This is a genomic window from Mycobacterium sp. ZZG, assembly GCF_054786995.1.
The window spans coordinates 95,534-121,077 of the sequence record NZ_JBTBFV010000003.1 but is presented as its reverse complement, the minus strand read 5'-3'; the positions used below and the strand labels follow the sequence as shown (position 1 = coordinate 121,077).

The window sequence follows — 25,544 nt, the reverse complement described above, 5'->3', positions numbered from 1 at the left end:
CGATCATCGTCAGGCGAGCGGGGTGACTCCGCGCTCGCGCAGTGCCGCCAGGTCGGACGCGCCGCTCCCGTGCAGGCAGACCAGCAACTCGTCGAGGAAGCGCTGCAGCCAGTCCACCACCGCGTCGACGGATTCGACGGCCGGGGCGAGCAGGGGCCGCGCGACGGCCACCACCCGAGCGCCCATCGCGAGCGCCTTGGCGGCGTCCATTCCGGTGCGGATGCCACCGGAGGCGACCAGCGGCATGTCGGGAAGGACGCGCCGCACCTCTGTCAACGCCTGGGCGGTCGGGATGCCCCATTCGGCCAGTGCCGGATAGCGCACGTCGCCGTAGCGGACGAACTGCTCGATGCGCGCCCACGAGGTGCCGCCGGCGCCCGCGACGTCGACGGCGGCGATCGGGCAGTCGATGAGCTGCTCGGCGGCGGCGCCGCCGATGCCGTGGCCGACCTCCTTGAGCATGACCGGGTAGCCGATCTCCCCGGCGACCTCGCACAGCCGTGCGATCGAGCCCGAGAAATCGGTGTCGCCGTTGTGCTGCATGGCTTCCTGCAGCGGGTTGGTGTGCACCGCAAGGCCGTTGGCGCCAACCTTGTCCAGGGCCGCGGCCAGCCCCGGCATCATCGACGTACGAAGCTGCGCAAGCCCGATGTTGCCGATCAGCAGCACGTCGGGCGCCACGCCGCGGACGTCGAAGCTGGACGCCGCCTCGGCGTCGTCGAGCATCACGCGCTGCGAGCCGAGCATCATCCCGATACCAAGCTGTTGCGCCGCGGCGGCCAGATTTCGGTTGATGATTCCCGACAGCGCGGCGCCGCCGGTCATCGCACCGATCAGCACCGGGGCGCGCAACCGGCAGCCGAGGAACTCGGTGCTCAGATCGACGCCGCCCAGATCGGTCTGGGTCAGCGCGTTGTAGGGCAGCCGGTAGCGCTCCAGACCGGTGCTCACCGTCTGGTAGTCGACGGCCTCGGTGAGGCACACGTCGATGTGCCGGCGTTTGCGGTGCTGCAGGGCGGAGCCGGGGTCGGACGTCACCGGTCAGGTCCCCTGAGACAATGGGGCGGTGAGTGAAGGTCTCTGGATCGCCATCGCGGTCATCGCCGTTCTGCTGCTCGTCGCGCTCGTCGTGGGCCTGGTGCGGTACCGCCGTCGCCGGATCAAGTTGTCGGCTCCAGACACTGCCACTCCCGTCGATCGTTCGGGCGGCTATACCGCCAAGTCAGGCATCACATTCGCCCAGTCGGCACCGGTGCAGGCCCCACCGAAGGCCCCGGAACGGATAGACACCAGTGGTCTACCCGCCGTCGGCGATGATGCCACCATCCCGCGCGACGCACCCAAGCGTCCCATCGCCGACGTCCGCTTGCCCGAGCCGCCGGTGCTGCCGCCTGAGCCCGTCGAGAAGCCGGTCACCGAGGCTCCCGCCGCGCCCCCCGCACCGGAACCCGAGGTGGTCCCCCCACCGGAACCCGAGGCGGTCCCTGAGCCCGAAGCGCTTCCCGAGACCGCCGCGCCGGAGCCGGCCACGGAGACCGCCGAGCCTGTCGCACCGCAGATCGAGGACATCGCGCCCACCGAGGGCCGGCTGGACCGGCTGCGCGGCCGGCTGTCGAAGTCGCAGAACACCTTGGGGCGCAGCATGCTGGGGCTGCTCGGCGGCGGCGACCTCGACGAGGACTCGTGGGAAGAGGTCGAGGACACGCTGTTGATCGCCGACCTCGGTCCGGTCGTCGCCGAGTCGGTCATCACCTCGCTGCGGACCAAGATGGCCAGCAGCGGTGTGCGCACCGAGGCCGACGCGCGGGCTGTGCTGCGTGAGGTCCTGATCGCCGAGCTGCAACCCGACCTGGATCGCTCGATCAAGGCGCTGCCGCACGCCGACAAACCGTCGGTGTTGCTCGTCGTGGGTGTCAACGGCACCGGTAAGACGACGACCGTCGGCAAGCTGGCCCGCGTGCTCGTCGCCGACGGTCGCCGCGTGGTGCTCGGTGCGGCGGATACGTTCCGTGCGGCGGCCGCCGATCAGCTGCAGTCCTGGGCGTCGCGGGTGGGCGCGCAGGTGGTGCGTGGTCCGGAAGGGGCCGACCCGGCCTCGGTCGCCTTCGACGCCGTCGACACCGGTATCGAGTCCGGCGCCGACGTCGTGGTCATCGACACCGCCGGCCGCCTGCACACCAAGACGGGTTTGATGGACGAGCTGGGCAAGGTCAAGCGCGTGGTGGGCAAGCGCGCCGCCGTCGACGAGGTCCTGCTGGTGCTGGATGCGACGATCGGCCAGAACAGCCTGCCGCAGGCCCGGGTCTTCGCCGAGGTCGTCGACATCACCGGCGTGGTGCTGACCAAGCTGGACGGGACGGCCAAGGGCGGCATCGTGTTCCGTGTGCAACAGGAGCTCGGTGTGCCGGTCAAGCTCGTCGGCCTCGGCGAGGGACCCGACGATCTGGCTCCGTTCGAGCCGGCGGCGTTCGTCGACGCGTTGCTCGGCTGACGTTCGGCGGACAGCGAATTCCCAGAAAGTGCTCCGGAATTTTGCTGATCACCCCTGGTGAAACACGAGCGTAACGACATCGGCGCGTCCGTTCACGTCGGCGAAACACAACAGAATCACAGGTGAAACGCTCGCAAAAGAGTCTCTTCGGGAGGCCGATCGTGGTCGGCCGTCATCCCAAGGAGGTTCACACAAAGTGGCATTCGGCTTACACGATGTGGTCTTGGCCCTGCCAGACGACCAGTTCGCGCCATTCGGGGAAGGGGGATTGAGCGCCGGAGACACGGCATGGGTGCTCACCTCCGCAGCGCTGGTGCTGTTCATGACCCCGGGCCTGGCGTTCTTCTACGGTGGTCTGTCCCGGCAGAAGTCCGTCCTCAACATGATGATGATGTCGTTCGGCTCGATCGGAGTCGTCAGCGTCATCTACGTGTTGTGGGGTTACTCGATGTCGTTCTCGTCGGCGCACACCGGGGAGGGCAACTTCTTCGGGGTCTTCGACAATCCCTTCGCGTTGTTCGGGCTCAGCCAGCTCACCGAGGTCCGCGAGGTCGACGGGGTCAGCACCTATGTGCTCGGCGGCTTCGGCACCGTACCGGCCATCGTGTGGGTGGCCTTCCAGCTCACCTTCGCGGTGATCACCGTCGCGCTGATCAGCGGTGCGGTCGCCGAGCGCATGAAGTTCGGCACCTGGCTGGTGTTCGGCGGCATCTGGGTCACGCTGGTGTACTTCCCTCTGGCGCACATGGTTTGGGGCGGCGGCCTGCTCTCCGGTGCCGAGGGCGGCATCGCGGCCAAGCTCTTCGGCGTCGATGACGAGGGCGCGGCCAACGTGTCTCCCATCGACTTCGCCGGTGGCACCGTGGTGCACATCAACGCCGGTGTAGCCGCTCTCGTGCTGGCAATCCTGCTCGGCAAGCGGACAGGCTTCGGCAAGACCGCTTTCCGGCCGCACAACATCCCGTTCGTGATGCTCGGCGCGGCGATCCTGTGGTTCGGCTGGTTCGGCTTCAACGTAGGCTCCGAGGGCGCCGCCGACATGCTGGCCGGTGCGGTGTGGGTGAACACCACCGCCGCCACCGCAGCGGCGATGCTGTCCTGGTTGCTCGTCGAGCGTATCCGGGACGGTCACGCCACCAGCGTGGGCGCGGCATCGGGCATCGTGGCGGGTCTGGTGGCCATCACCCCGGCGTGTGGCTCGCTGAGCGCGATCGGTTCGCTCATCCTCGGTGCGGTCGCGGGTGTGCTGTCCGCGCTGGCCATCGCGCTGAAGTACAAGTTCGGGTATGACGATTCGCTCGACGTCGTCGGTGTGCACCTCGTGGCCGGCCTGTGGGGCACCATCGGCATCGGTCTGCTGGCCACCGAGACCGGGCTGTTCTACGGCGGCGGCTTCCAGCAACTCGTGGTGCAGATCGTGATCGCACTGGTTGCCGTAGTGTTCACCGCAATCATGACCGCCATCATCGCGTTCATCGTCAAGCCTCTGGGATGGCGGGTGTCCAAGGAGGATGAGGACACTGGTATCGATGAAACCGAACATGCCGAAACGGCTTACGAGCTCGCCTGACCGGCGACAATTTCATCGGAAGGGATCAACTACATGAAGCTGATAACCGCGATCGTCAAGCCGTTCACGCTGGAAGATGTCAAGACCGGTCTGGAGCAGACGGGCATTCTCGGCATGACCGTCAGCGAGGTCCAGGGCTACGGCCGGCAGAAGGGGCACACCGAGGTCTACCGCGGCGCGGAGTACTCGGTGGACTTCGTCCCGAAGGTGCGCGTCGAGGTGATCGTCGATGACGCCGCCGTCGACAAGGTGGTGGACGTCATCGTCCAGGCCGCCCGCACCGGAAAGATCGGTGACGGCAAGGTCTGGGTCAGTCCGGTCGAGGCGGTGGTGCGGGTGCGCACCGGTGAACGCGGGGCCGATGCCCTTTGATCCGTAACGTGGAGTGAATGGTCGTCTCCCGGCATTTGCGCCGTGTGAGTGCTGGATCGTCAAGTGCCGGGAGGACAACCCATGAAAGAGCAGAAATCTCATTCCGCCGCCGGCGCTCCCCGTTGGGAGCGTCCGGCGGCGGTATCGTCGCGGCCGGCAACCGATCTCGTCGCCGCAGCCGAGCAGTTGGTCTCCGGCAGCCACCAGCTCGACGCGGCGGCGCTGCGCGACGCACTGCTCGATCTCTACGACTTCTGGCTCACCACAAAGGCCACCGAGATCGGCATCACCGCGACGAGCGGGTTCGCTATCGTCGCGACCGGCGGTCTGGGGCGCGGCGAGCTGTTGCCGTACTCGGACCTGGATCTGATGCTGCTGCACGACAACATGCCACCCGAGGACGTCGCTGAGGTGGCCGAATTGTTGTGGTATCCATTGTGGGACGCCAACATTCGTCTCGACCACAGCGTCCGTACGGTGCCCGGGGCGCTGCGCGTCGCGGGTGAGGACATCTCGGCGGGGCTCGCGATGCTCGAGGCGCGGCATATCGCCGGTGACGGCGACCTGTCCGCACTGCTGATCGGCGGGGCCCGGCGGCAGTGGCGCACCGGGATCGCGTCGCGGTTCGACGAACTCGTCGAGCACACCAGAGCCCGGTGGCAACGCAGCGGCGAGATCGCGCACCGCGCCGAGCCGGATCTCAAGTGCGGCAGGGGTGGGCTGCGCGACGTCCAACTCCTCAATGCGCTGGCGATCGCCCAGTTGGCCGACGTTTACCCCAGCCGTTCATTGGCCTCACCGATCGAAACCCTTGGCGAGGCGCATCTTTCGCTGCTCAACGTCCGCACCGAGCTGCACCGGGTGGCCGGCCGCGGCCGGGAACTCCTGCTGGCCCAGCACGCCGACGAGATCGGTGCCGCGCTGCGCATCGGCGATCGGTTCGACCTGGCGCGCATGCTCTCCGATGCCGCCCGCACCGTCAGCTACTACGTCGACGCGGGTATCCGCACCGCGGCCAACGCGCTGCCCCGACGTGGGCTGGCCGTGCTCCGCCGACCCGTCCGCCGACCGCTCGACGAAGGGGTCATCGAGTTCAACGGCGAGGTGATCCTGGCCCGCGACGCCCGTCCGGAGCGCGACCCCGGACTGATCCTGAGGGTGGCCGCCGCGTCGGCGACCACGGGGCTGCCGATGGCGGCCTCGACCTTGAGTCGGCTGGCCGCGGCCGCGCCGGAACTGCGGACACCGTGGCCGCGGCAGGCCCTTAAGGATCTGTTGGTGATGCTGGCGGCAGGGCCGTCGGCGGTGGCCACCATCGAGGCCCTCGACCGCACCGGGCTGTGGGGCCGGCTGTTTCCCGAATGGGGCGCGGTGCGCGACCTGCCGCCGCGCGATGTCGTCCACATCTGGACCGTCGACCGCCATCTTGTCGAAACAGTCTCCCGTGCAAGCGCTTTCACCACGCGCGTGTCGCGTCCCGACCTGCTGGTGCTCGGCGCGCTGGTCCACGACATCGGCAAGGGTCGCGGCGGCGATCACAGCGTCATCGGCGCCGAACTGGCCGATCAGATCGGCAGCCGGCTCGGATTGTGGCCGTCGGACATCAAGATCCTGTCCACCCTCGTGCGCCATCACCTGCTGCTGGCGCACACCGCGACCAGGCGTGACCTGCAGGATCCCACCACCATCTCCGCCGTCGTGGACGCGCTCGACGGTGACCCCGTGGTGCTCGAACTGCTGCACGCCCTGGCTGAGGCCGACTCGCTGGCTACCGGTCCCGGGGTGTGGGGCGACTGGAAGGCGTCGCTGATCGGCGAACTCGTCCGCCGCTGTCGGCTGGTGATGGCCGGGGAGCCGTTTCCGCATCCCGATCCCATCGATCCGCGGTTCGTCGAGCTGGCCCGCGAGGTCGGGGTCCACGTGGAGTTGACTCCCGCCGACACGCCGCACATCTACAACGTCACGATGATCGCCCCCGACAGCCGCGGGGTGCTGTCCAAAGCGGCCGGGGTGCTGGCGCTGAACTCGTTGCGCGTGCACTCGGCGTCGGTGAACGGACACGAGGGCTCGGCCATCAACAGTTTCGTGGTCTCACCGCACTTCGGCACACCGCCCGCCGCGCAGCTGCTGCGCCAGCAGCTGATTCTCGCCCTCGACGGCGAACTCGATGTGATGGGCCTGCTGGAGAAGAAGGAAGCCGACGCCGCCGGGACGGTCCGGGCGGGGGAGATCCGCGCCGCGGTGCCGATCAACGCTCCTGCGGCACCACCACGGGTGCTGTGGCACGACGGCGCGGGTGCCGGCCAGGCGGTCGCCGAGATCCGGGCCACCGACCGCGCCGGCCTGCTCGCCGTGCTCACCCGTGTGTTCGAACGCGCCGGGGCCGACATCGCATGGGCCAAGGTCACCACCATGGGCTCGTCGGTGGTCGACGCGTTCGGGATCGTGCTGCCCACAGACGACCCGGCGGCCCGGCACAACGTGGAACGGGAACTGTACGCGGTTCTGCCGGCCCCGCCGGCAAAGCCCGCAGCCGTCGAGGCCAGCTAGTGGCCAGCAGCGCCCCGAACCCGCTGCGCCGCCCGCGATAGGCTTGGCCTCGTGTTTGAATCCCTGTCCGACCGGTTGACCGGAGCCCTCTCGGGCTTGCGCGGCAAGGGTCGGCTCACCGACGCCGACATCGATGCCACCGCGCGCGAGATCCGACTGGCACTTCTCGAGGCCGACGTCTCGCTGCCCGTCGTGCGCGCGTTCATCTCGCGCATCAAGGACCGCGCCAAGGGCGCCGAGGTGTCCGCGGCGCTGAATCCCGCCCAGCAGGTCGTCAAGATCGTCAACGAGGAGCTCATCGGGATCCTCGGTGGCCAGACGCGCCAGCTGGCGTTCGCGCGCAACCCACCGACGGTCATCATGCTGGCCGGTCTGCAGGGTTCGGGTAAGACGACGCTGGCAGGCAAGCTCGCCCGGTGGCTCAAAGGCCAGGGGCACACACCGCTGCTGGTGGCCTGTGACCTGCAGCGGCCGGGGGCGGTCAACCAGCTGCAGATCGTCGGTGAGCGGGCGGGCGTGAGCGTGTTCGCGCCGCACCCGGGCGTGTCCCCGGACGGCGCGACGATCGAGCAGATGACCACCGGCGATCCGGTGTCGGTGGCGGCGGCGGGTCTGGCCGAGGCCAAGGCCAAGCTCTTCGACGTGGTGATCGTCGACACCGCGGGCCGGCTCGGCATCGACGAGGAGCTGATGGCGCAGGCCGCGGCGATCCGCGACGCCGTGAACCCCGACGAGGTGCTGTTCGTCCTCGACGCGATGATCGGTCAGGACGCGGTGACCACCGCCGACGCGTTCCGCGAGGGCGTCGGATTCACCGGTGTGGTGCTGACCAAGCTCGACGGCGACGCCCGCGGCGGCGCGGCACTGTCGGTGCGGGAGGTCACCGGGGTGCCGATCCTGTTCGCATCGGCGGGGGAGAAGCTCGAGGACTTCGACGTCTTCCATCCTGACCGGATGGCCAGCCGGATCCTCGGCATGGGCGATGTGCTGACCCTCATCGAGCAAGCCGAGCAGCACTTCGACGCCGCGCAGGCCGAGGCCACCGCGGCCAAGATCGGCAGCGGTGAGCTGACGCTCGAGGACTTCCTCGAGCAGATGCTGATGATCCGCAAGATGGGGCCGATCGGGAACCTGCTGGGCATGCTGCCCGGTGCGGGCCAGATGAAGGATGCGCTGGCCGCGGTCGACGACAGCCAGCTCGACCGCGTGCAGGCCATCATTCGGGGTATGACGCCGCAGGAGCGCGCGGACCCCAAGATCATCAATGCCTCCCGCCGGCTGCGTATCGCCAACGGCTCCGGCGTCACGGTGGCCGAGGTCAACCAGCTCGTCGACCGGTTCTTCGATGCCCGCAAGATGATGTCGCAGATGGCCGGACAGATGGGGATGCCGTTCGGCCGCAAGAACACGCGTAAGGCCGGCAAGGGCAAGAACAAGCAGGCGGGCAAGAAGGGACGCAAGGGACCGACGCCGCCGAAGCGCAATCCGCTCGGCGCCGGTATGCCCGGGATGCCTGCCGGCTTCCCCGACCTGTCGAACATGCCCAAGGGGCTCGACGAGCTGCCGCCGGGACTGGCCGACATCGATCTGTCGAAGCTGAAGTTCCCCAAGAATTGACGGCCGACCGCACCCCGCTGCATCTGCGGGGCCGCAGCCTGCCCGACGGCGAACCCGTTGAGTGGTGGATCGTCCATGGACGCCTCAGCGCGGAGCCGGTGGCCGGCGCCGAGACGGTTTTCGGCGCCGACGGGGATGACGGCTGGATCCTGCCCGGGCTCGTCGACGCGCACTGCCACGTCGGGCTCGGGCCGCACGGCGAGATCCCGATGGACGAGGCGATCGCCCAGGCCGAGACCGAGCGTGGCGTGGGCGCTCTGCTGCTGCGCGACGCCGGCTCGCCGACCGACACCCGCAGCTTCGACGACCGCCCCGAACTGCCGCGCATCATTCGCGCCGGGCGTCACCTGGCGCGGCCGCGGCGGTACTCCCGGGGGTTCGCCCAGGAGCTCGAAGACGAATGGCAGCTCCCGGAGGCGGTGGCCGAGCAGGCCCGCTGGGGAGACGGCTGGGTCAAGCTGGTAGGGGACTGGATCGACCGCGACAGCGGGGATCTGGCGCCGCTGTGGTCCGACGACGTGCTGGCGGCGGCGATCGACGCCGCGCATGCCAATGGCGCCCGCGTCACCGCGCATGTGTTCGGCGAGGACGCGCTGCCCGGCCTGATCAAGGCCGGCATCGACTGCATCGAACACGGCACCGGGCTGACCGAGGACACCATCGGTCTGATGGTCGAGCACGGCACGGCGCTGGTGCCCACCCTGATCAACATCGAGAACTTCCCGGACATCGCCGCCTCGGCGCACAGGTACCCGGTCTATCAGAAGCACATGCGGGCGCTTTACGAATCCTGTTCTGCCCGCATCGGTGCCGCACACGAGGCGGGCGTGCCGATCTTCGCGGGTTCGGATGCGGGCAGCGCGGTGGCGCATGGCCGCATCGCCGAGGAGGTGGACGCGCTCAAGGCCATCGGCATGACGCCCACCGAGGCGCTCGGCGCGGCATGCTGGGACGCCCGCGAGTGGCTGCGCCGTCCCGGCCTGGCCCACGGCGCGTCGGCGGACCTGGTGTGCTACCGCGAGGATCCGCGCTCAGGGGCCGGCGTGCTGGCCGACCCGACACTGGTGATGCTGCGGGGCGTCGTCTACTGATGTGGTGACCCGGCGCCGGCGTCGTCCGTCACAGCTATCCACGTTCTGCAGGAGAAGTGCGAGTGGCGCCCTGCAGTATGCGGATAGCTGTGGCGCCTGAGGGCGCTGCGACTTCGCGACTCACGGCTGGCTGAATCCGTAGTCCAGCAGCCGGATCGCCTGACCGTAGAGGTCGCCGGTGCCGTACATCTGGACGACGACCAGGCGCCGGTTGCCGCGTTGCGCCGCGCCGACGTAGGTCTTGCGAGCCAGGTTGGTGAAACCCGTCTTCCCGCCGAGATCGCCGGGATAGCGGCTGAGCAACTCGTTCTGGTTGTGCAGCGTCTTTCCGGGGAACGGCGCGGACGGGGACCGCATGATCTGCGCGATCAACGGATACTTCAGTGCCGCGCGCATGATGACGGCGAGGTCGTGCGGGGTGGTGACGGATTCCCAGCCGGGTCCGTCCAGTCCCGACGGCGACGACGCCTTGGTGCCGCGTGCGCCGACCAGCGCTGCCTTGCGGTTCATCGCCGCGACGGCGACCCGCTGCCCGCCGAGCATGTCGGCCAGCATGTTGGCCGCATCGTTGCCCGACACCATCAGGATCGCCGCGACCAGTTGCGCGGTGGTGTAGGCCTGCCCTGGTTTGAGCCCCACACAGGAACATTCGACCTTGGTGTGGGATTCGTTGGCGCGCGCGAAGTTGTCCGGCCGAAGATGGTCGAGCACCGTCATCGCCAGCAGCACCTTGATCGTGCTGGCCGGGGCGTAGCTGCCGTACGGGTCCTTGCTGGCCAGCACGCGACCGGTGTCGAGATCGGCAACCAGCCAGGCCTGGGCTGGTCCATCCGGAAGTGGTTGCGCTGCAACGGGTTCAGCGGCAGGCTGGGCTTGCGTAGTCGGTGCAGCCGACAGCGGGGCCGCAGGCAGCACCGCGCTGAGGGCGAGCGCCAGCCCCGCGAGTCGTCTTCGCACGAGTGGCGACGTTAATCGGGAAAGGACTCGTCCGGCGCGCGAACAGGTCTCCTTCGGGTATCGAGTTCCCGGACCGGCTCAGAGCCGGCTGACGCCGGAGTTCGGGCCCAGCGCGAAACCCCAATCCAGCAGGGCCGCCGCCTGGTCCCAGTACGTCGGCCCGCCGTCCTTGACCAACCCGTACATCAGCGCCACGACCAGGTGGCGGCCGTTGCGGGCAGCGCCGCCGACGAAGGTCTTGCGGGCCAGATCGGTGTAGCCGGTCTTGCCGCCGAAGGTGCCCGGATAGCGGTGCAGCAGTTCGTCCTGGTTGACCAGGACGACGTCACCGGCCTTGGTCGGGAACACCGCGGTGGGCTGGGCGGTGATCTGCGCGAACACCGGGTTGCCCATGGCGGCGCGGAAGATCACCGCGAGATCGTGCGGGGTGGACCAGATGTCGATGCCGGGTCCGTCGATACCCGATGGCGAGCCCGCGTTCGTGCCGTAGGCGCCCAGCATCGCGGCCTTGGCGTTCATCTTCGTCACCGCGACGTCGTGCCCGCCGAGCATGGTGGCCAGCGTGTTGGCGGCGTCGTTGCCCGACACCAGCAGCAGAGCCTCCAGCAGCTGACGGGTCGTGTACGTCTGACCGGGAGCCACCCCGGCGCAGTTGCACTCGACCCTGGTGTCGGCCTCGTTGGCGACGATGGTCGCGTCCAGCGGGAGTTCGTCGAGCACGACCATGGCCAGCAGCACCTTGATGGTGCTGGCCGGGGCGTAATGCCCGTGCTCGTCGCGGGCGGCCAACACCTCGCCGGTGTCCATGTCGGCAACGATCCAGGCCTGGGCGGGGCCGTCGGGGATCGGCGTCGACCCTGCGGGCTGCACGATCCCCGTGACAGGCACTGCGGCGGCCGGGGGAAGGGAGAAGCCACCGGTCAGGCACAGCACGGCGCCGAGGCACGCGAGAAGCGTTCGCACGACAGGTGAGCCTAAACCGCGCCCCGGTCGTGTTCAATCGAGCCATGTTGAGCCTTGAGGAGATCTCGGACCGGCTGGAGATCCAGCAACTGCTGATCGATTACTCGAGCGCGATCGACGGACGGCGGTTCGACGACCTCGACGCCGTCTTCACCCCGGACGCCTACATCGACTACCGCGTCAGCGGCGGCGTCGACGGGGCCTTCCCCGAGGTGAAGGCGTGGCTGAAGGAAGTGCTGCCGAACTTCCCGGCGTATTACCACCTCGTCAGCAATGCCGACATCCGCATCGACGGCGACAGGGCGTCGTGCCGGGCGATCTGTTTCAATCCGATGGTGATGGGCGGGGAGAACCCGCAGATCTACTTCGTCGGAATCTGGTACGTCGACGAGTTCGTCCGCACCCGGCAAGGGTGGCGGATGAGCCGGCGGGTCGAGGAGAAGTGCTTCGACAAGCTGATGTGAGACCTGACGGTGCTGTGCGCTCAGCGCACCAACCGGCGGCCCACCCGGCCCACGGTCCGCTTGATCCGGTCCGACACGTACACCGACACCGCGAGGTTGAAGATGTCCTCGCGCAGCCGGGTCAGCGTGGACGAGGTGATCACCCAGCGGCCGTCGATCTTCGCGTATGCCTCCGTGTAGTGGCCGTATCCGCGCATGTTCACCCCGGGCGCCAGCCGCACCACGTCCTCCAGCGCCCAGACCCCGTTCGCGGTCGTCGGCGACGACAGCGCGATCTCCGGCGCGTGTACCTGATGCACGGTCGCGCGGGCGCCGAGGCTTTTGCGGGTGAACGCGACGAACTCGTCGGCGCCGTCGATCACTGTTCCGCCGGCCCCGGTGGTGTCGCTGTGGAAGTCGTCGGTGAACAGCGACCGCCAGGAGTTCCAGTCCTTGGTGTCCAGGTATCTGCAGTAGCGTGCCTTGAGCTGCTTGATCGCCTCGATCTCCACCAGCACGGCGGCGTCATCCATGGCTAGAAGGTGACATCCGGGGCCAGTTTTGTAAAGGTACAGGCGGCGGGTGGCCCGCGGATTTCCTCGGGTGGGCGCCGGTCTGGCACAATAGGCGGCTGTCCGCGCACGGCTTCCTCGACGGGATGTGCCGTGTGGCGGTCACACGCGTAAGGCAAAACCGGGTCCCGGCATCCCGCCGGTGATCGCTCGAATTGCAAACGTGGCAATCACAGGAGAAGTCGCTCAACCATGGCTGTCAAGATCAAGCTCGCCCGCTTCGGCAAGATCCGCAATCCGCAGTACCGCATCGCCGTCGCCGATGCGCGCAACCGCCGCGACGGTCGCGCCATCGAGGTCATCGGCCGGTACCACCCGAAGGAAGAGCCGAGCGTCATCGAAATCGACTCGGAGCGTGCACAGTACTGGTTGGGCGTCGGCGCCCAGCCCACCGAGCCCGTGCTGCAGCTGCTGAAGATCACCGGCGACTGGCAGAAGTTCAAGGGCCTGCCGGGTGCGGAAGGCACGCTGAAGGTCAAGGAACCCAAGCCGTCCAAGCTGGACCTGTTCAACGCCGCCCTCGCCGAGGCCGACGGCGCCCCGGCCACCGCGGCCACCACGCCGAAGAAGAAGAAGGCGCCGGCCAAGAAGGACGAGGCCGCCGAGTCGGCCGAGACCACCGGGGCCGAGGCGCCCGCCGCCGAGGCTCCTGCTGAGTCCGAGAGCTGAGCGCGGACGTGAGCTCTGTCGTCGTCGACGCCGTCGAGCATCTGGTCCGCGGAATCGTCGACAACCCCGATGACGTCCGTGTCGACATGGTGACCAATCGCCGTGGCCGCACCGTCGAGGTCCACGTCCACCCCGATGACCTCGGCAAGGTCATCGGCCGGGGCGGTCGCACCGCGACTGCGCTGCGCACCCTGGTGGCGGGCATCGGCGGTCGAGGGATCCGCGTCGACGTGGTGGACACCGACCAGTAGCGTCGCACCTGATGGACCTGGTTGTCGGGCGCGTCGTCAAAGCGCACGGCGTCACGGGTGAACTCTCGGTCGAGGTTCGCACCGACGACCCCCAAGCCCGTTTTGTTCCCGGCGCCGTATTGCGTGGCCGTCCGTCGCGGGGTGGCGCCGAGCGTGACTACGTCATCGAGACCGTGCGTCCCCACGGGGATCGGATGCTCGTCCGCCTGCAGGGTGTCGGCGACCGCGATGGCGCCGACGCGTTGCGGGGCACGATCTTCCTGGTCGACTCGGCCGATCTGCCGCCGATCGAGGACCCCGACGAGTTCTACGACCATCAACTCGAGGGCATGGTCGTCACCACCACCGACGGCCGGCCTGTGGGTACCGTCGCCGAGGTGCTGCACACCGCCGCGGGCGAACTGCTGGCCGTGCGTGATCCCGACGGCGCCGAGGTGCTGGTGCCGTTCGTGTCGGCGATCGTGGTGTCGGTGTCGTTGGCGGACAACGCGATCGAGATCGACCCTCCCGAGGGTCTGCTCGACCTCTGAGGATGCAGAGCCCGTGAAGATTGATGTCGTCACCATCTTCCCCGCGTTCCTGGACGCGCTGCGGCAGGCGTTGCCCGGCAAAGCGATCGAGGCGGGCATCGTGGGATTGGCGGTGCACGACCTGCGGGACTGGACGCACGACGTGCACCGCTCGGTCGACGACTCGCCGTACGGCGGCGGCCCCGGAATGGTGATGAAAGCGCCGGTCTGGGGTGCGGCGCTCGACGAGATCTGCACGCCGGAAAGCCTTTTGGTGGTGCCGTCGCCGGCAGGACGGCTGTTCACACAGGCCACCGCGCAGCGGTGGGCGGGGGAGCGCCACCTGGTGTTCGCATGCGGGCGGTATGAGGGCATCGATCAGCGGGTGATGGACGACGCCGCCCGGCGGATGCGGGTCGAAGAGGTCTCGATCGGCGACTACGTGCTGCCCGGCGGTGAGTCCGCCGCGGTGGTGATGATCGAGGCCGTCGTGCGTCTGCTGCCCGACGTCCTGGGCAATCCTGCTTCCTACCAGGACGATTCGCACTCCGAACTGGTCGGCGGTCTGCTGGAGGGGCCCAGCTACACGCGGCCCGCGAGCTGGCGCGGACTCGATGTTCCCGAGGTGCTGCTCTCCGGTAACCACGCCCGGATCGCCGCCTGGCGACGCGAGCAGGGGCTGCGGCGCACGCAGGAGCGGCGCCCGGACCTGCTGGAGCGCAACGACGGCCAGGACCGGCCCGACTAGATCCGGCCGCCGGGGAACATCGTCTTGACGGCGTCGGTGATGGTCTGACGCGCGACATCGTCACTGGCCGGCTGCATCGAACCGATGACCACGATGTAGCGGCGATCGGTGCCGACCACACCGGTCGACAGGTGCATCCAGTCGGCGCCGACGCAGCACATCCAGCCCTGCTTGACTGCGACGCGTTCGGCGAACAAGCCCTCCGGGATGCCGAACCGCTGCGGGTAGACCCCGCCGGGCACCATCCCGTCCGGCGCCGTGGGAGTGGACGCCGCGAGGTTCGACAGGATGATCTTCACCTGCTCGGGCGGCAGGCCGCCGGCCCCGGACAGCAGCATGTCGTAGTAGCGGACGAGGTCGGTCGCGGTGCTGGTGGTGTTGAACCAGCGGCCGTTACCGGGCCGGCGGGTGGCGGACAACCCGTAGCGCTTGACCACCCGGTCGATGATCGCGCTTCTGCCGCTGCGGTTCCAGAAAACCTCCGCGGCGCTGTCATCGGAGGCCCGGAGCATGAGGTCCAGCGACGCGCGGTCCTTGGAGGACAGCTCGGTATCCCCGTTGGCGACCTGAAGCAGCAGGTCGTCGGCGATGAACAGCTTCACCACCGAGGCGATCGCGATCGTCATGTCGTTGCCGTTGGTCACCAGCTGGCCGGTGTTGCGGTCCAGCACCGCCGTGGTGATCTCTGCGCCGGCATCCGCGGCATCCGCGGCCTGCGCGGTCGCCCGGGCCGCGCGGTCGGGCAGACCGGAGAAGGCGGCCGGAGGTTCGTCGGGAGGAGCCTCAGGCAGCGGGGCCATGGTGCCCAGCGGCGCCACCACCGTGAGGTGCGGACCGTTCGGGGGCGGTGAGGACGTGTTGCCCGTGGCCGTGCACCCTGCGGCGGTGGCCGCGGCGACGGTCAGCGCCGCGGTGGTCGTGAACAGCCGTGACGGCCGTCGCATCGTGCTTCCTCCGTAATGTGTGGGCCGACGCTGTCCCCGAATCCGGACAGCGTGCCGTTGCCGCCCGGTACAGCCAGGGTAGCGGGTACAGACCGGCCGCGGGTGGCGCAAACACGTCGCCGACGTGGCGGTGGCCACCGGATTTCGGGGATAAGCCCCGCGTCTGGCACAATTGGGCAGTTGTCTGTGCACGGCGGGTACGTCCACGCCGCACGACCTGCCCAAGACGTCCGAAACCCCATCGGTCCCGTGTGCGTCACCACGACGCCGGTACGGAGCCGCGAACAGCAAGGAAGTGTCACCGATGAACACGCTGGATTTCGTCGACCAGGCGTCGTTGCGTGACGATGTCCCGGACTTTGGCCCCGGTGACACCGTCAACGTCCACGTGAAGGTCATCGAGGGCTCCAAGGAACGCATCCAGGTCTTCAAGGGTGTCGTCCTCCGCCGTCAGGGTGGCGGGGTTCGCGAAACGTTCACGGTCCGCAAGGAGAGCTACGGCGTCGGCGTCGAGCGCACCTTCCCCGTGCACTCGCCCAACATCGATCACATCGACGTGCTCACCCGCGGTGATGTCCGCCGGGCCAAGCTGTACTACCTGCGCGAGCTGCGTGGCAAGAAGGCCAAGATCAAGGAAAAGCGCTGAGCCTGCTCACCGCGCAGGCGGTGACGCCGCGGTGGCTACGCTGATCCCGTGACATCCGCTTCCGACCCCTCCGGGCCCGCGGGATCCTCGGGTCCCGACGATTCGTCCGCCGAGCGCACACTCGAAAAGCCCGATCCCGTCTCGACCGAGAGCGACGAGTTGCCGGGCAAGAAGAAGCGCGGTGCGGTCCGTGAGGCTGCGATCCTCATCAGCATCGCGCTGGTGCTGTACTACGTGATGCTGACGTTCATCGCGCGGCCCTATCTGATTCCGTCGGAGTCGATGGAGCCGACCCTGCACGGCTGCAACGGGTGTGTGGGTGACCGGATCATGGTCGACAAGCTGACCTACCGGTTCTCCTCGCCCGAGCCCGGCGACGTCGTCGTCTTCAAGGGTCCGCCCAACTGGAGCATCGGCTACAAATCGATCCGCTCCGACAACACCGCGGTTCGATGGGTGCAGAACGCGCTGTCGGTCGTCGGTTTCGTGCCTCCCGACCAGAACGATCTGGTGAAGCGGATCATCGCCGTGGGCGGACAGACCGTGCAGTGCCGGGTCGACACCGGTCTGACGGTCGACGGCAAGCGGCTGAACGAGCCGTACCTCGACCCCGAGACGATGATGGCCGACCCCGCGGTGTACCCGTGCCTGGGCAACGAGTTCGGGCCGGTGACCGTGCCCGAGGGCCGGCTGTGGGTGATGGGCGACAACCGCACCCATTCGGCCGACTCGCGGACGCATTGCGCGAACGTGCCCGCCGACGCACAGCGCGGCCTGCTCTGCACCGGTGACCCGACGGCCGGGACGATCCCGGAGGAGAATGTCATCGGAAAGGCCCGGTTCATCGCCTGGCCGCCCGGGCGGTGGGGCGCTGTGAGCTCGGTGAACCCGCAGACTTAACGGGGGACACGTGCCTGTCTGGCCGCCACGGACCGTCATCCGCAAAGCGTCGGGACTGCGGACCCTGGAGTCGGCGCTCTACCGGGCCGGCCTGGGCCCGGTCGCCGGCGTCGACGAAGTCGGCCGCGGCGCCTGCGCCGGCCCGCTGGTCGTGGCCGCATGTGTGCTCGGACCCAATCGGCTGGAGAGCCTGGCTGCCCTCGACGACTCGAAGAAACTCAACGAAGCCGAGCGTGAACGACTGTTCCCGCTGATCCGCCGCTACGCGCTGGCCTACCACGTGGTGTTCATCCCGTCGGAGGAAGTGGACCGGCGCGGGGTGCACGTGGCCAACATCGAGGGGATGAGGCGCGCGGTCGCCGGGTTGTCGGTGCGGCCGGGGTACGTGCTCTCGGACGGATTCCGGGTGCCAGGTCTGCCGATGCCGTCGTTGCCGGTGGTGGGCGGCGATGCGGCCGCGGCCTGCATCGCCGCAGCCAGTGTGCTGGCCAAGGTGAGCCGCGACCGGTTGATGGTGGCGATGGAAGACGAGCATCCGGGCTACGGTTTCGCCGAGCACAAGGGATACAGCACGCGCGCCCACAGTGCGGCGCTGAACCGGCTCGGTCCGTCCCGTCAGCACCGGTACTCGTTCATCAATGTGCGGCGTTTGGTGATCGACGGGGAACCCCGGGAGCATGCAGAACTGGTGTGCGGGACAATGCTGGTGGACATGCCGATGGACGGCGATCAACCCGAAGGACAGCTGAGCCGATGAGTGCCGAAGATCTCGAGAAGTACGAAACCGAGATGGAGCTCTCGCTCTACCGCGAGTACAAGGACATCGTCGGGCAGTTCAGCTATGTCGTGGAGACCGAGCGGCGGTTCTATCTGGCCAACAGCGTCGAGATGATCCCGCGCAACGCCGACGGCGAGGTGTACTTCGAGCTGCGGTTGGGCGACGCGTGGGTCTGGGACATGTACCGGCCGGCGCGGTTCGTCAAGCAGGTCCGGGTGATCACGTTCAAGGACGTCAACATCGAAGAGGTCGAGAAGCCCGAACTGCGGCTGCCCGAGTAGCTTGCCCGGTAGCCACGGCTGACACACTGGAGGGCGTGCGTTCCACACCGCAATGCTGGCTGACCGACATGGACGGCGTGCTCGTCCGCGAAGAACACGCGCTTCCGGGTGCTGCAGAATTCCTGCAGCGTCTCATCGACCGGGAGCGGCCGTTCCTGGTGCTCACCAACAATTCGATCTTCACCCCCCGGGATCTGGCCGCCCGGCTGGTCCGCTCCGGGCTGGCCGTCCCGGAGGGCTCGATCTGGACCTCCGCGCTGGCGACCGCGGCGTTCCTGGCCGACCAGCTGCCCGGCGGCTCCGCCTACGTGATCGGGGAAGCGGGGTTGACCACGGCACTACACGAGGCCGGTTACACATTGACCGACATCTCGCCGGACTTCGTGGTGCTCGGCGAGACCCGCACCTACTCGTTCGAAGCGATCACCAAGGCCGTGCGCCTCATCCTGGGTGGCGCGCGGTTCATCGCGACCAACCCAGACGTCACCGGACCGTCGGCCGAGGGGCCGTTGCCGGCCACCGGATCGGTCGCGGCCATGATCACCAAGGCCACCGGGCGGGAACCGTATTTCGTGGGCAAGCCGAACCCGATGATGTTCCGCAGCGCGCTGAACCGCATTGCGGCGCATTCTGAATCCACCGTGATGGTCGGGGACCGGATGGACACCGACGTGGTGGCGGGTATCGAGGCCGGGCTGGAGACCATCCTGGTGCTGACCGGGTCGACGACCATCGAGGACGTCGAGCGCTACCCGTTCCGCCCCAGCCGGGTGCTGCCGTCGATCGCCGAGGCGATCGAGTTGGTGTGATCCGGCGCTTGCTAGCTTGAGCGGATGACCGAATCAGCGCCCGACCCGGCGCGGCCGCTGGCCGGAGTACGGGTCGTCGAGATCTCGAGCTTCGTGGCAGTCCCGTTGGCGGGGATGACCCTGGCTCAGCTCGGCGCCGAGGTGCTGCGCGTCGATCCGGTCGGCGGGGCTGCGGACTACCGCCGCTGGCCGCTCACCGAATCCGGCGACAGCATCTACTGGGCCGGCCTGAACAAGGGCAAGCGGTCGCTGGCCGTGGACATGCGCTCCGAGGACGGGCAGGAACTGGTCACCCGCCTGGTCGCCGATGCCGGCGTGTTCATCACCAATGTCGCTGGGCGGCAATGGCATTCCTACGAGACCCTGGCCAGGGTGCGCCCCGACCTGATCCATGTCGAGGTGTCCGGGCGCCACGACGGCGGCACCGGAGTCGACTACACGGTGAACGCCGCCATCGGGTTCCCGTTGGTGACCGGTCCCGCGGAGCTGAGCACCCCGGTCAATCACGTGCTTCCGGCGTGGGACGTGAGCTGCGGTCTCTACGCGGCACTCTCGGTGCTCACTGCGTTGCGCCACCGCGACGCCACCGGGCGCGGCCAGCAGGTCAGCATCCCGCTGGAGAACGTCGCGCTGGCGACCGCGGGCAACCTCAGCCTGCTCACCGAGGCGATGATCAACGGCACCTCGCGCCAACGCATCGGCAACGCCGTCTACGGCACCTACGGGCAGAACTTCACCAGCAGCGACGGAGTCTCCTACATGGTCGTCGCGCTGACCGGCCGGCACTTCCGTGACCTGACCTCCCTGACCGGGACCACCGAAGCCGTTGCCGCGCTCGCAGATTCGCTGGGGGCCGACTTCTCCGACGAGGGTGAGCGGTACCGGCACCGGGAACCGTTGAGCGCGTTGTTCGCCGAGTGGTTCAGCGCCCGCACCGGCGCCGAGATCGCGACCGCGCTGTCGACGACTTCGGTGCTGTGGGAGCGCTACCAGACCTTCGGTGAGACCGCCGCCGATCCCCGGGTGACCCACAACCCGCTGTTCACCGAGCTCGATCAGCCGCGGGTGGGCCGTTACCTGGCGGCCGGTCTCCCGGTGTCGATCGACGGCGCCTATCCGCGCGCTGTGCCCGCCCCGGCACTCGGCGACGACACCGCCGCGGTACTGGGGGACTGGTTGGCCATGGACCGCGGCCAGATCGACGACCTGTACGGGTCGGGCACCGTCGCGTGAGCGTGCTGCGCGAGTTGCTCGACGTCACCGCGAGCGGGCCCGACACCTGGCGGGGTCGTGCCGGCGGTCCGGCGGGAAAACGCGCCTACGGGGGACAGCTGGTGGCGCAGAGCCTCGCGGCGGCCGCCCGCACCGTGGACCCCGCGAAGGCGCCGACGGCGATGCACCTGCAGTTCCTGCGCGGCGGCGAGGCCGGTGAACCGGTCGACTACCGGGTGGCGAAGGTTCACGACGGCCGTACCGCTGCATCGCGGCGGATCGACTCCGCGCAGAACGGGCGGCTGCTAACCACGGCCACGGTGTCTTTCGCGGCCGCGCTGCCCGGTCCCGAACACGGCCGCAGGATACGGCCGGACGTGGATCCCGGCACGCTGCCGAAGACCGGGCCGGCCGGGCCGGCGCCGTCGATGCCGCTGGACGAACTCGACCTCCGCTTCGTCGACTCCGGCACCGGCGAGGACTTCGTCCGGCGGCTGTGGTGGCGGACCACTGTCGACCTGCCCGACGAGCCGTTCCTGCACACGCTCGTCGCCGTCTACGTCACCGATGTGTACCTGATCGATCCCGCCCTGCAGGTCCACGGCCATTCGATGCGGGCGCGCACCCACCGCAGCGGCACCACCGATTCGTCGGTGTGGTTCCACCGGGAGCTGCGTGCCGACCAATGGAACCTGCTCGAGTGCCGGTCACCGGCCGCCGCCCGGGGCCGCGGCGTGGTGACTGCCAGCCTCATCGGCGCCGACGGCATCGTCGCGGCGACCCTCGTTCAGGAGGGACTCATCGCAGAGCGGGAGCCCGCGCCGGACCCGGCCGGCTGAGTCTGCGCTCATGCCACCGCTGCCGGGCCAGGGTGACCGCCGCGGACACCGTGACACCCACGACGACCGAGGCGACGACGCCGACCAGTTCGTGGCTGCCGAACAGCGGATAGATCTGGTAGTGCGTCAGATAGGTGTACAGCGACGCTTCGGCGATGACACCGGCCACCACGGCGACACCCGACGGGCAGCGGACCGCGGGCAGCCAGATCAACAGCGCCAGACCGGTGAACACCAGGAACTGGCGGAGTGGGTCGTCGAAGTAGCCGATCATGCCGGCCAACAGCACCGCGGTGACGGCGGCGCGCTGCCACGCGGTGGAGGCCTTCGCGGCGGCCCATCCCGCCGCGAAGAACCAGAACGCCAACATCGTGAACCAGGCGTCTCTGGTGTCGCCGTCGAGAACGCCGTAACGCAGCAGCATTCCCAATGCCAGGAACGCCATCGCGACGGCGAATGGATGGCGGCGTTCCAGGCGGTCGGCGGCCGGTATCCAGAACAGCGCGGCCAGCGCGATCAGCGTCCACACCAGCACTTCGACGAACCACAGCCGCCCGGCGGTCATGCTGTCGTGCGGCCCGAGGAATTTGTTGGCCAGCAACAGGTTCGACGCGTGATAGTCATCGGTGACGGCGAGCGTGAACGCCACCCACAGCATCGCCGGGACCGCGACCCACGCGATCGTGGCGCGCAGGTGCCTGATGCGGGTGGTGCGTGGTAGCGGCGTCAGGCAGAACCGGCCGAAGTTGTAGCCGGCGACGCCGAGGAGGATGTGCGCGCCGCCCCACAGCTCGAAAAGTTCGGCGTGCGAACCGACGATCAGCAGGATCGCCACGGCGCGCAGCGCCACGCTGGTCTCCAGCGTGCCGGCCCACACCTGCCACCGTGGCCGTCGCGGCGCGGGCAGGTTCTGCAGTTCGCGAAGCGACAGTCGCTGCCAGTCGGCGGGCAGCCGACCGAGGGTGCGCTCCAGCCGTACCGACATGGTGACGTAGCTCAGAGAGTTGCCACCGAGATCGACGAAGCTGGCGTGGTCGTCGATCGTGTCCGGGTCGAGATGCAGTACGTCGGCGAAGAGCCGCCGCAGGTCACCGTCGTGCTGCGCCGGGCGGGGAGCGCGCGCGGTCAGCGCCCGGGCGGCGCGGTAGTCGGGCTTGCCGGTCGGCAAGGTGGGCAGTTCGCGCACGCAGGCGACGTCGACGGCGCCCGCCGGTACCCCGGCCGCGCCGGCCGCAATGCGTCGCACCTCGTCCGCGTCGTGGTCGGCGGTGGCCACCACGGCGAGGCGGTCGCCGTTGTCGGTGCACAGCGCGCGCACCCCGGCGTCGCCCAGCGTGTCCTCGAGCTGCTGGAGGTCGAGGCGCAGACCGTACATCTTCACGAACCGGCTTCTGCGGCCGATCACCTCGTACAACCCGTCGGCGCCCCGGCGGGCGATGTCACCGGTGCGCAGTGCGTCGAGTTCCGGGCCGCGGGCGAGGTCGGCCGGGTGATGGGCGTAGCCCATCATCACGTTGGCGCCCCGGTACACCAGCTCGCCGGCGCCGGGCTCGGGCCACTCGTCGACGGGTTCGAGGGCAAACGACCCACCCGGGATCGGGCGCCCGATCGCGGTGCTGCGCGTTCGGGCGAGATCGGGGGGTAGGTAGGCCATGCGGGCCGTGGCTTCGGTGGCCCCGTACATCACGTACAGCTCCCAACCCTGCCGGTCGGCGAGGGCTGCGTATCTGCGGACCCGCTCGGGGGCCATCCGGCCGCCGGCCTGGGTGACGTAGCGCAGATCCGGCAGGTGAAGGGACTCGAAGCCGATTCGGTCGAGCAGTTCGAAGGTGTATGGGACGCCGGCGAAGGTGGTGCCGCGTCGGCCGTGGAACAACTCCCAGAAACAGTCGTCGGTCACCGACTTCTCGGTCAGGATCAGCGCCGCGCCGATGAGCAGATGGCTGTGGATGACCGACAGGCCGTAGCAGTACGACATCGGCAAGGTGGTTGCGGCGCGGTCGGTTTGGCGGATCTGCAGATATTGGGCGATCGACCTGGCATTGGCGAGCAGGTTGGTGCGCGACAGCCGGACCAGCTTGGGAGAGCCGGTGCTGCCCGACGTGGACATCACCAGCGCGAGGTCGTCGTGCAGTGTATGGGCCGCCTCGGAGTGGACGTGAACGCCTGCGGTGTTCATGACCACGTCGGGCTGATAGGTGGCGATCATGTCGCTGTGGTCGCGCCCGGCGGGGACGGGCAGTACGACGTGTCCGCCCGCCAGCGCACCGAGGTAGCGGACCAGCGCGGTGACGTCGTTCCTGGTTTCCAGCAGGATCAGCCGACGACGCGGTCCCAGCGTCTGCGCGCAGTCGTCGACCCGTTGTGCGAGCTCGCGGTAGCTGAGCTGCTGGTCGACGGTGAACAGCGCGGGACGGTCACCGTGACCGCGCAGATGGTCGACCAGCCTGTCCACCCGAGTGAAGATACCCTCACCTCACCTCGGGGCCCCAGCCATCACATCCGGCTGTACCGGCTCCTGATGAAGCTGTATACACCGAACGCGGCGATACCCAGCGCCGCGGCGATCAGCAGTACTTTGCCGAACGGCGCCTGACCCAGCGTCTTGACCGCGGCGTCCAGGCCGGTGGCTTTGGACGGATCGGCCTGCAGGGTCGCGATCACGACGAGCAGACCGGCACCGGCCAGGACCAGACCCTTGGCCACGTATCCGGTGATGCCGATCGCGGTGACCGCCGTGCCACCCGAGACGCGCAGGTCGTCCAGGAATTTCTCTGATACGCCCTTGTACACGTGGTAGGCGCCGACCGCGGCGACGCCGACGCCGACGGCGATCAGCACGGCCTTGCCCCACCCGGACTGCATCAGCTGCGCGGACATACCGGCGTTCTGCTGGGTGCTGGACTGGCCGGAGCCCATCGCGTAGCGGGCGGCCGAGAACGCGATCGCGAAGTTCACCGCGGCCAGCGCCAGAGCCTTGCCCCGTTTCCATGCCGGGTTGTCGCCCCGGCGCCCGGAACTCTCACCCGGTTTGGCGCCGATCACGGCCTCCGCGACGCGCCACAACCCCAGAGCCACCAGTCCCGCCGCCGCCGCCCACAGGATGACGGTGCCGCCGGTCTGGTGGGCCAGCGTGGCTAGCGCACCGGACTGGTCGGCGTTGCCCTGAGGAGACCCGCCGCCGACGAACGCCAGCCGGGCGATGATGAAGCCGACCAGCAGGTGCAACACACCGCTGGCGGCGAAACCCGCCCGGGCTAGATACTCGAACGCTCCGCTGTCGGTGGCGCGGTCGGCGGCGCCGTGGGCGGAGCGGTGCAGCGACGCTGCAGAAGGTCGGGTGCCCATCGGAGGTCCTCCTGGTCGACTGATGGTCCCGGGATCCCCCGATTTGACGCCGGTGAAACGACGTTCCCGAAGACGGGCGTCCGGCGTCAGCGGAGCGTAGCGATCGTCCGCAGAGCCCGCCGAGAGTCAGCGGGTGTCGTCGACTTCCAGGTCGACATCCAATGAGTCGGTGCGCACCGGGCGGTCGGCCAGTTCTTCCCGGTGGCCGAACAGGAACGGGTAGGCCAGCCCGGCGATCGCGGCGCCGATCAGAGGAGCCAGCCAGAACACCCACAACTGCGCGGGTGCGCCGTCGCCGTTGAAGAAGGCGACGCCGGTCGAGCGCGCCGGGTTGACCGAGGTGTTCGAAATCGGGATGGAAATGAGGTGGATGAGTGTGAGCGTCAGGCCGATCGCCAGTCCGGCGAATCCCTTGGGCGCGCGATCATCGGTGGCGCCGAGGATCACCAGCAGGAACATGAAGGTCAGAACGACCTCGGCGAGGAGCACCGCCCACAGTGTGTAGCCGCCGGGGGAGTGGGCGCCGTATCCGTTGGCGGCCATGTTGCCGGTCGCCGTCCAGCCGGCTCGGCCGCGCGCGACCACGAAGATCACCAGGCCGGCGAGCAGACCCCCGAGAACCTGCGCGATCCAGTAGGACGGCAGTGCCTTCCATTCCACCCGTCGCGCCAGGGCTGCGCCCAGCGTCACCGCGGGGTTGAAATGCCCGCCGGAGATCGTGCCGAACGCGTACACACCGGTGAGCACGGTGAGGCCGAATGCCAGCGCCACTCCTGCGAACCCGATACCCAACGGGAAGCCGTCGTCGCTCTGGAACTTCGCGGCGAACACCGCGCTGCCGCATCCACCGAGAACCAGCCAGAACGTTCCGATGAACTCGGCTGCAAGACGATGAAAAAGTGTGGGATCGCGCATGGTGCCACCGCATCTTCCCCAGAGACGACCTCGGTGTCACCAGCGTGACACTCGCGTGGTGGCGGCGAG

26 protein-coding genes are annotated in these 25,544 nt (G+C 68.7%); 18 read left to right on the top strand and 8 right to left on the bottom strand.

The window, feature by feature from the left end:
* Positions 1-9: 9 nt before the first annotated feature.
* Positions 10-1,038: a type 2 isopentenyl-diphosphate Delta-isomerase gene (gene fni / locus ACXMYJ_RS03270; RefSeq protein ID WP_260751442.1), complete on the bottom strand. Its 1,029-nt coding sequence runs from the start codon at positions 1,036-1,038 to the stop codon at positions 10-12.
* A gap of 28 nt (positions 1,039-1,066) precedes the next feature.
* Between fni and ftsY the strand changes: the two genes are divergently transcribed.
* From ftsY to ACXMYJ_RS03240, 6 genes are all read left to right on the top strand, one after another.
* Positions 1,067-2,491, top strand: coding sequence for a signal recognition particle-docking protein FtsY (ftsY, locus tag ACXMYJ_RS03265; protein WP_460353945.1), 1,425 nt, complete (start codon positions 1,067-1,069; stop codon positions 2,489-2,491).
* A 217-nt stretch (positions 2,492-2,708) separates the two neighbouring features.
* Entirely contained in the window at positions 2,709-4,061 is a 1,353-nt protein-coding gene (locus ACXMYJ_RS03260; protein WP_460354082.1) for an ammonium transporter, read from the top strand.
* Between the two features lie 33 nt (positions 4,062-4,094).
* Positions 4,095-4,433 (top strand): P-II family nitrogen regulator, encoded by a 339-nt coding sequence (locus tag ACXMYJ_RS03255; RefSeq protein ID WP_460353942.1) that lies wholly within the window; start codon positions 4,095-4,097, stop codon positions 4,431-4,433.
* An 81-nt stretch (positions 4,434-4,514) separates the two neighbouring features.
* The gene (locus ACXMYJ_RS03250; protein WP_443186698.1) at positions 4,515-6,983 is read left to right on the top strand and encodes a [protein-PII] uridylyltransferase; all 2,469 of its coding nucleotides are present in this window, start codon (positions 4,515-4,517) and stop codon (positions 6,981-6,983) included.
* A 51-nt stretch (positions 6,984-7,034) separates the two neighbouring features.
* Positions 7,035-8,600, top strand: coding sequence for a signal recognition particle protein (ffh, locus tag ACXMYJ_RS03245; protein WP_260751447.1), 1,566 nt, complete (start codon positions 7,035-7,037; stop codon positions 8,598-8,600).
* Complete coding sequence (locus tag ACXMYJ_RS03240) at positions 8,597-9,691, top strand: amidohydrolase family protein (RefSeq protein WP_460353939.1); 1,095 nt, start codon at positions 8,597-8,599, stop codon at positions 9,689-9,691. Before ffh ends, ACXMYJ_RS03240 begins: the two co-directional genes overlap by 4 nt.
* Before the next feature lie 120 nt (positions 9,692-9,811).
* Here ACXMYJ_RS03240 and ACXMYJ_RS03235 read toward each other — a convergent pair whose 3' ends face one another.
* Positions 9,812-10,648: a D-alanyl-D-alanine carboxypeptidase gene (locus ACXMYJ_RS03235; RefSeq protein WP_443186700.1), complete on the bottom strand. Its 837-nt coding sequence runs from the start codon at positions 10,646-10,648 to the stop codon at positions 9,812-9,814.
* Between the two features lie 78 nt (positions 10,649-10,726).
* Positions 10,727-11,611, bottom strand: coding sequence for a D-alanyl-D-alanine carboxypeptidase family protein (locus ACXMYJ_RS03230; RefSeq protein WP_443186701.1), 885 nt, complete (start codon positions 11,609-11,611; stop codon positions 10,727-10,729).
* A gap of 44 nt (positions 11,612-11,655) precedes the next feature.
* Between ACXMYJ_RS03230 and ACXMYJ_RS03225 the strand changes: the two genes are divergently transcribed.
* Complete coding sequence (locus ACXMYJ_RS03225; protein ID WP_443186702.1) at positions 11,656-12,075, top strand: nuclear transport factor 2 family protein; 420 nt, start codon at positions 11,656-11,658, stop codon at positions 12,073-12,075.
* 20 nt (positions 12,076-12,095) lie between these two features.
* On the opposite strand, the gene ACXMYJ_RS03220 is transcribed toward ACXMYJ_RS03225, so the two are convergent.
* The gene (locus tag ACXMYJ_RS03220) at positions 12,096-12,587 is read right to left on the bottom strand and encodes a nuclear transport factor 2 family protein (RefSeq protein ID WP_260751451.1); all 492 of its coding nucleotides are present in this window, start codon (positions 12,585-12,587) and stop codon (positions 12,096-12,098) included.
* A 231-nt stretch (positions 12,588-12,818) separates the two neighbouring features.
* Here ACXMYJ_RS03220 and rpsP point away from each other — a divergent pair, with 231 nt between their 5' ends.
* From rpsP to trmD, 4 genes are read left to right on the top strand one after another with little or no spacing between them, the layout of a single operon-like run.
* A complete protein-coding gene (gene rpsP, locus ACXMYJ_RS03215) occupies positions 12,819-13,295 on the top strand; it encodes a 30S ribosomal protein S16 (protein WP_260751452.1) in 477 nt (158 codons plus the stop codon).
* An 8-nt stretch (positions 13,296-13,303) separates the two neighbouring features.
* A complete protein-coding gene (locus ACXMYJ_RS03210) occupies positions 13,304-13,546 on the top strand; it encodes an RNA-binding protein (protein WP_003928628.1) in 243 nt (80 codons plus the stop codon).
* A gap of 11 nt (positions 13,547-13,557) precedes the next feature.
* The gene (gene rimM / locus ACXMYJ_RS03205) at positions 13,558-14,076 is read left to right on the top strand and encodes a ribosome maturation factor RimM (RefSeq protein WP_460353930.1); all 519 of its coding nucleotides are present in this window, start codon (positions 13,558-13,560) and stop codon (positions 14,074-14,076) included.
* A 13-nt stretch (positions 14,077-14,089) separates the two neighbouring features.
* Entirely contained in the window at positions 14,090-14,803 is a 714-nt protein-coding gene (gene trmD, locus ACXMYJ_RS03200) for a tRNA (guanosine(37)-N1)-methyltransferase TrmD (RefSeq protein ID WP_260751470.1), read from the top strand.
* Here trmD and ACXMYJ_RS03195 read toward each other — a convergent pair.
* Positions 14,800-15,747, bottom strand: coding sequence for a serine hydrolase (locus tag ACXMYJ_RS03195; RefSeq protein WP_460353926.1), 948 nt, complete (start codon positions 15,745-15,747; stop codon positions 14,800-14,802). The genes trmD and ACXMYJ_RS03195 overlap by 4 nt on opposite strands.
* Positions 15,748-16,051: 304 nt before the next feature.
* Here ACXMYJ_RS03195 and rplS point away from each other — a divergent pair, with 304 nt between their 5' ends.
* Genes rplS through ACXMYJ_RS03160 form a run of 7 tightly spaced genes read left to right on the top strand, consistent with a single transcriptional unit; the run spans position 16,052 to position 21,212 of the window.
* The gene (gene rplS / locus ACXMYJ_RS03190; RefSeq protein WP_260751473.1) at positions 16,052-16,393 is read left to right on the top strand and encodes a 50S ribosomal protein L19; all 342 of its coding nucleotides are present in this window, start codon (positions 16,052-16,054) and stop codon (positions 16,391-16,393) included.
* A gap of 48 nt (positions 16,394-16,441) precedes the next feature.
* Positions 16,442-17,293 (top strand): signal peptidase I, encoded by an 852-nt coding sequence (gene lepB / locus ACXMYJ_RS03185; RefSeq protein ID WP_460353923.1) that lies wholly within the window; start codon positions 16,442-16,444, stop codon positions 17,291-17,293.
* A 10-nt stretch (positions 17,294-17,303) separates the two neighbouring features.
* Positions 17,304-18,050: a ribonuclease HII gene (locus tag ACXMYJ_RS03180; RefSeq protein WP_460353921.1), complete on the top strand. Its 747-nt coding sequence runs from the start codon at positions 17,304-17,306 to the stop codon at positions 18,048-18,050.
* Positions 18,047-18,352 carry a DUF2469 domain-containing protein gene (locus tag ACXMYJ_RS03175; protein WP_011895015.1) on the top strand — a complete coding sequence of 102 codons (306 nt, stop codon included), beginning with the start codon at positions 18,047-18,049 and terminating at the stop codon, positions 18,350-18,352. The genes ACXMYJ_RS03180 and ACXMYJ_RS03175 overlap by 4 nt, the downstream gene beginning before the upstream one ends.
* Positions 18,353-18,387: 35 nt before the next feature.
* Positions 18,388-19,161 (top strand): HAD-IIA family hydrolase, encoded by a 774-nt coding sequence (locus ACXMYJ_RS03170; RefSeq protein ID WP_260751476.1) that lies wholly within the window; start codon positions 18,388-18,390, stop codon positions 19,159-19,161.
* Positions 19,162-19,185: 24 nt separating this feature from the next.
* Complete coding sequence (locus tag ACXMYJ_RS03165; protein ID WP_460353917.1) at positions 19,186-20,394, top strand: CoA transferase; 1,209 nt, start codon at positions 19,186-19,188, stop codon at positions 20,392-20,394.
* Positions 20,391-21,212, top strand: coding sequence for an acyl-CoA thioesterase (locus ACXMYJ_RS03160; protein WP_460353915.1), 822 nt, complete (start codon positions 20,391-20,393; stop codon positions 21,210-21,212). The genes ACXMYJ_RS03165 and ACXMYJ_RS03160 overlap by 4 nt, the downstream gene beginning before the upstream one ends.
* On the opposite strand, the gene ACXMYJ_RS03155 is transcribed toward ACXMYJ_RS03160, so the two are convergent.
* The 3 genes from ACXMYJ_RS03155 to aqpZ all read right to left on the bottom strand — a co-directional run bounded on the left by ACXMYJ_RS03155 (position 21,172) and on the right by aqpZ (position 25,475).
* On the bottom strand, positions 21,172-23,667 hold the full coding sequence (locus ACXMYJ_RS03155; protein ID WP_460353913.1) for an AMP-binding protein: 2,496 nt from the start codon (positions 23,665-23,667) through the stop codon (positions 21,172-21,174). The genes ACXMYJ_RS03160 and ACXMYJ_RS03155 overlap by 41 nt on opposite strands.
* A gap of 41 nt (positions 23,668-23,708) precedes the next feature.
* On the bottom strand, positions 23,709-24,560 hold the full coding sequence (locus ACXMYJ_RS03150; protein WP_260751480.1) for a DUF1206 domain-containing protein: 852 nt from the start codon (positions 24,558-24,560) through the stop codon (positions 23,709-23,711).
* A 126-nt stretch (positions 24,561-24,686) separates the two neighbouring features.
* Positions 24,687-25,475, bottom strand: a complete 789-nt coding sequence (gene aqpZ / locus ACXMYJ_RS03145; protein WP_460353909.1) for an aquaporin Z — start codon at positions 25,473-25,475, stop codon at positions 24,687-24,689.
* Positions 25,476-25,544: the final 69 nt, after the last annotated feature.